Genomic DNA, 4328 nt, shown 5'->3' on the forward strand with positions numbered 1-4328 from the left:
CATTAAAATCATAACACTACATATAAATTTTTAGGGCTTGATTATAATGAATAAATTGACATTTATTTTCTTAATTTATCCAAGATTTCCTCAGACAATTCATTAATAATCTTAACCAAAAGATCTTGATTGTTGCTCAACTTCCTTAACTATAGTAATTCATGGTTCCAGAAGGTGGGGAATCTGAAACTGCTGCTAATTTCAGGTACTTTAACCAATAAAAAAACGATGGTAATTTATTTTTTGTTGGGGATCTGAGTTATTAGCATAAAAATCATCTGGGCAACGATAATTTATTCATTTTCTGTACTTTATTTGTACCCATAAATTATGCAACTACTATCAAACACAAGTTATAATTTATTAGTATTATCAAGTTAATACTTGTGAAAAATCTCCCATAACTTTTACCTCTGGTTTTAATAACAAAGACCACTGCTTTTCTACCTGTTCTTGAACATGGTAAATTAGTTGTAAAATTTCGTTAGCTGTAGCTCCCCCACAGTTAAGAATAAAGTTAGCATGAAGGTGAGCAACTTGGGCCATACCTATTTGATAGCCCTTAAGTCCAGCTTGTTCAATTAACCAACCAGCCGGTTTTGGTCCAGGATTCCGAAAAACACTACCACAACTAGGTAAGTGATAAGGTTGGCTACTCCTGCGCTTGTGAAAATTTTCAGAAGTTATAGTTTTTACCAGAGCAGGCTTTTCCCCTGGTTGTAACTGAAAAGTAGCTTGAGCTACCACAATAGATTTACCCTGTAGCTTAGAATAGCGATAGCTGTATTCCAAATCTTGAGCAGACAAAATATCTATCTGACCATCAGGCAACATAACATGGGCATTCACCAATATATCAGCCATACATTTACCTTGTGCCCCAGCATTCATTACCACAGCACCACCAACAGTGCCAGGGATACCAACAGCCCACTCCAAACCTTGCCAGCCCATTTTTGCAGCCTTCCAAGCAAGACGTGGTAATGATTCACCAGCACCCACAGTCAGAAGACCTGTTTCTGGTTCAAAAGATATGTGACGGAGATTACGGCTACTAATAACTAATCCAGATAAACCACTATCGCTAACCAGCATATTAGAACCTGCTCCTAGCATAGTTATTGGTAATCCTTCAGAGTGAGCAAACTGAAAACTTGCTTGTAGTTGATCTAATCTTTTTGGTGTAACATACCATTGAGCAGGCCCTCCGACTCGGAAAGAAGTTAGAGGAGCTAGAGGAACATTAGACCTAATTACACAATCTGTTCCTAATAACGGGATAGGTTTATACTGTGGCCTTTTAGCTGAACTAGCTATGTGATAAGAGAGAGTCATGGTCATAACTAATAACTTGAATTATCGTAATTTAAACAAACTCTTTTAGAGTTATACCAATTAGATAAATATTTGCTACATATTGGTAGTCGGCTAGGAGGATGAGATATCCTATGGGTACTATAAGTCATATAGTACAGGAGATATATATTCAGGAATTGTCAAACCTGCTTCCTTGTTCTGTAATGAACCTTTAGCCTGTAAGATTATTTGATCGAATTGGTATTATTTAACTCAACTTAATCTTTTGCATTAAGCTATTTCACGCTTATACGACCTGGTAGTGAGGTAGTTGATAATATGCCATGAGTTCTGGGATAATGTGATTCAGGTTACCAGCACTAAGAAATATTGCCATATCCCTTGGTTGTAGAACTTCATGCAAAAATTTACTCACTAACTCTAAAGATGGTTGATAATAAACCTGTTGATGGTAAGTAGAAATTGCTTCAGCTACTTGTTGGCCATCAATTTGACCATCAGATGATTCTCCAGCACTATAAATATCAGTAACAATAACCATGTCAGCGTCATTAAATGACTTAGCGAACTCCGAAAGAAAAGTCTGAGTACGACTATAACGATGAGGTTGGAATATAGCAATTACTCTTTCGATTGGCAATAAGTTATTTTGTTTGATGAAGGGTAAATTTGTTGTAAATATATCAGACTTTGGAGTTAATTCCTGACTTTTCCGTAAGCGAGCTGCAGCCAGAGTTACATTAATTTCACTAGGATGATGAGCATAGTCATCAATAAATACAATACCGTTACATTCTCCCCGATGTTCAAACCGACGATGAGCACCTTCAAATTTAGCGATCGCCGAGGAAATAGCAGAAAATTCTAAACCTAATAACCTACCTACTGCCACAGCAGCCAAAGCATTACTTAAGTTATGTTTACCTAATAACCCTAATTGTAATTGTCCCAAAAGTTGGCCTCGTTCCCAAATACGAGCCGAGGTAAGATGAGCTTGATAATCTACACAATCTACTGTATAATCAGCCTCACTTTCAGGATTAATACTGTAACTAATAGTTGGCTGAAGTTTATCTTTAACTGTCGAGCAGTCAATACAACCTACTAAACTCTGACAATTTCCTTTAAATACTTGGAAAGTTTCGACAACTTGTTCTAAACTTTCATAATGGTCTGGATGGTCTAACTCAATATTAGTGACTAAACCAATATGGGCAGATAATTTAACTAAAGAGCCATCTGACTCATCTGCTTCTGCCACCAGATAAGGACTTTCACCTAAACGAGCGTTACCTTCCCAAGCGTCTACTTCTCCACCAATAACAATGGTGGGGTCTAAACCAGTCTCTAAAAGCATAAACCCAATTAAACTGCTAGTTGTAGTTTTGCCATGGGTTCCCGCTACAGCTATGCTTTGATAATCCTGAATTAGAGCAGCCAATAAATCTGAGCGATGGAAAATTGGACATCCAAGTTCAACGGCTGCTTTATACTCGGAGTTTGTTGTATTAATTGCTGTCGAACAAACTACTTGCGGTAGTTGATAAATTTCTTGGTTATTTCCTACTTTAACATTGTGTTTTTTTGTCATTACTGCTCCTGTATTTACACGGAGATCAGTAGGGGATAAATTTGAATTAGAATTGTTTGACAGAGATAAATTTTGTTCTTCAGTAGTTTGTTGAAATAACTCTAAATTTTTGGCTTCTTGGCGCCAAAATATGTGCGCTCCTATTGCTTCTAAGCGTTTTGTTATATGGCTTGATTTTAGATCGGAGCCATAAGTAGGCAACTTGCGTTTAGCTAAAATATAAGCAAGAGCCGACATTCCGATGCCACCAATACCAATAAAATGAAATGGCTTACCACTTAAATCAACATATTTACTCATTAATTGCTCCTTACACACCACTCCGCGTCCTTAACACGCGACATCATACCAGGAATTTTTTTTTTTAGATAGAGTTTAGCAGTAATTTAGGAAAAACACTGGTTAGCCTCGTGAATAGTCTCTATCTGTTGTGATTAGTTTGTTTTATATCAAGTATTTACCCACTGGCCAGTATTTTTCCGGACATATCTGAAAAACAGATTGAGGATTAATCATCAGGATTTTTTCCCAAAAGAACAAATGTTTCTAGTAAGTAATCAGAAAAAAAAATTATCATTCAAAGTTAGTATTTGGACAACAGACCATTGAAAGATGTAGTAAGATTAAAAGTTCATACTTATCATTTAACTTGAGCAACATCTGCTTGTTAAAATTGAGGACATCGGTTGAGGTTGTAGGGAGAGTGCATGGGACGCTTCTATTGCTGAAGTCAGAAATCATCAAGTTCAATTTTTACCAAATAAGGTCTAAAGTCTCCCCTTTAAAGCTATGCTTTACCCATAACTCTTGAAACCCTTGTGTGGGGAGTGTAGGGAGTAAGAATTTTGTCTACAGCTCTCAAAAAAATGTATTTTTCAATACACTTTTCTTCGGAAAAAACCTATCCAAGACATATACATACTTTGTCTATTTTGTCAAGTTTTATCTTAAAGTAAAGATGTGGGAAATGAATAGCCTTTAAAGGGGATAAAAAAAAGAAAATTCAGTGTTTCAAGGCTCCCTATTCCATTTAGGTACTGTTAACGAAGTTCCTCTGCAAGAGGCTAATTGATAAGTGAAATTGCCGTTACTGAAATATTGTGGTTTAAAGCGCCTCCCCTTTTAAGGGGATAATAAGTAAAAATTTTCCTGTTCGTCAATCCTCTTCTTTTCAAGGAGAGGTAATTCGCGCATTCTACATTCTAAATTCTACATTCTTGAATAAATTTTAGAGCCTTGAGAATGTCCTAACGGCTCTGGCGACTGTGATACAACTTCAAACTGTTAGGTTATGACACTGCCTATAATTTTTATTTAGTTGATTATTAAGTCAGCTAAATATTTGCTTTAATAAATTACTTGGGATCATAATTAACCTACAAAAAAATTATCAAATTACCATTTTGCTGTATGATAATCC

Annotated in this window: 2 protein-coding genes; both read right to left on the reverse strand. The window is 36.0% G+C overall.

Translation table 11 applies throughout. The features are described 5' to 3' along the window. Nucleotides 1-372 precede the first annotated feature (372 nt). Nucleotides 373-1341 carry a UDP-N-acetylmuramate dehydrogenase gene (gene murB, locus AFK68_RS08285; RefSeq protein WP_094672326.1) on the reverse strand — a complete coding sequence of 323 codons (969 nt, stop codon included), beginning with the start codon at nt 1339-1341 and terminating at the stop codon, nt 373-375. Between the two features lie 262 nt (nt 1342-1603). Then, nucleotides 1604-3208 carry a UDP-N-acetylmuramate--L-alanine ligase gene (gene murC, locus AFK68_RS08290; RefSeq protein WP_094672327.1) on the reverse strand — a complete coding sequence of 535 codons (1605 nt, stop codon included), beginning with the start codon at nt 3206-3208 and terminating at the stop codon, nt 1604-1606. Nucleotides 3209-4328: the final 1120 nt, after the last annotated feature.

This window comes from Hydrocoleum sp. CS-953 (assembly GCF_002260545.1).
Lineage (GTDB): Bacteria > Cyanobacteriota > Cyanobacteriia > Cyanobacteriales > Microcoleaceae > Trichodesmium.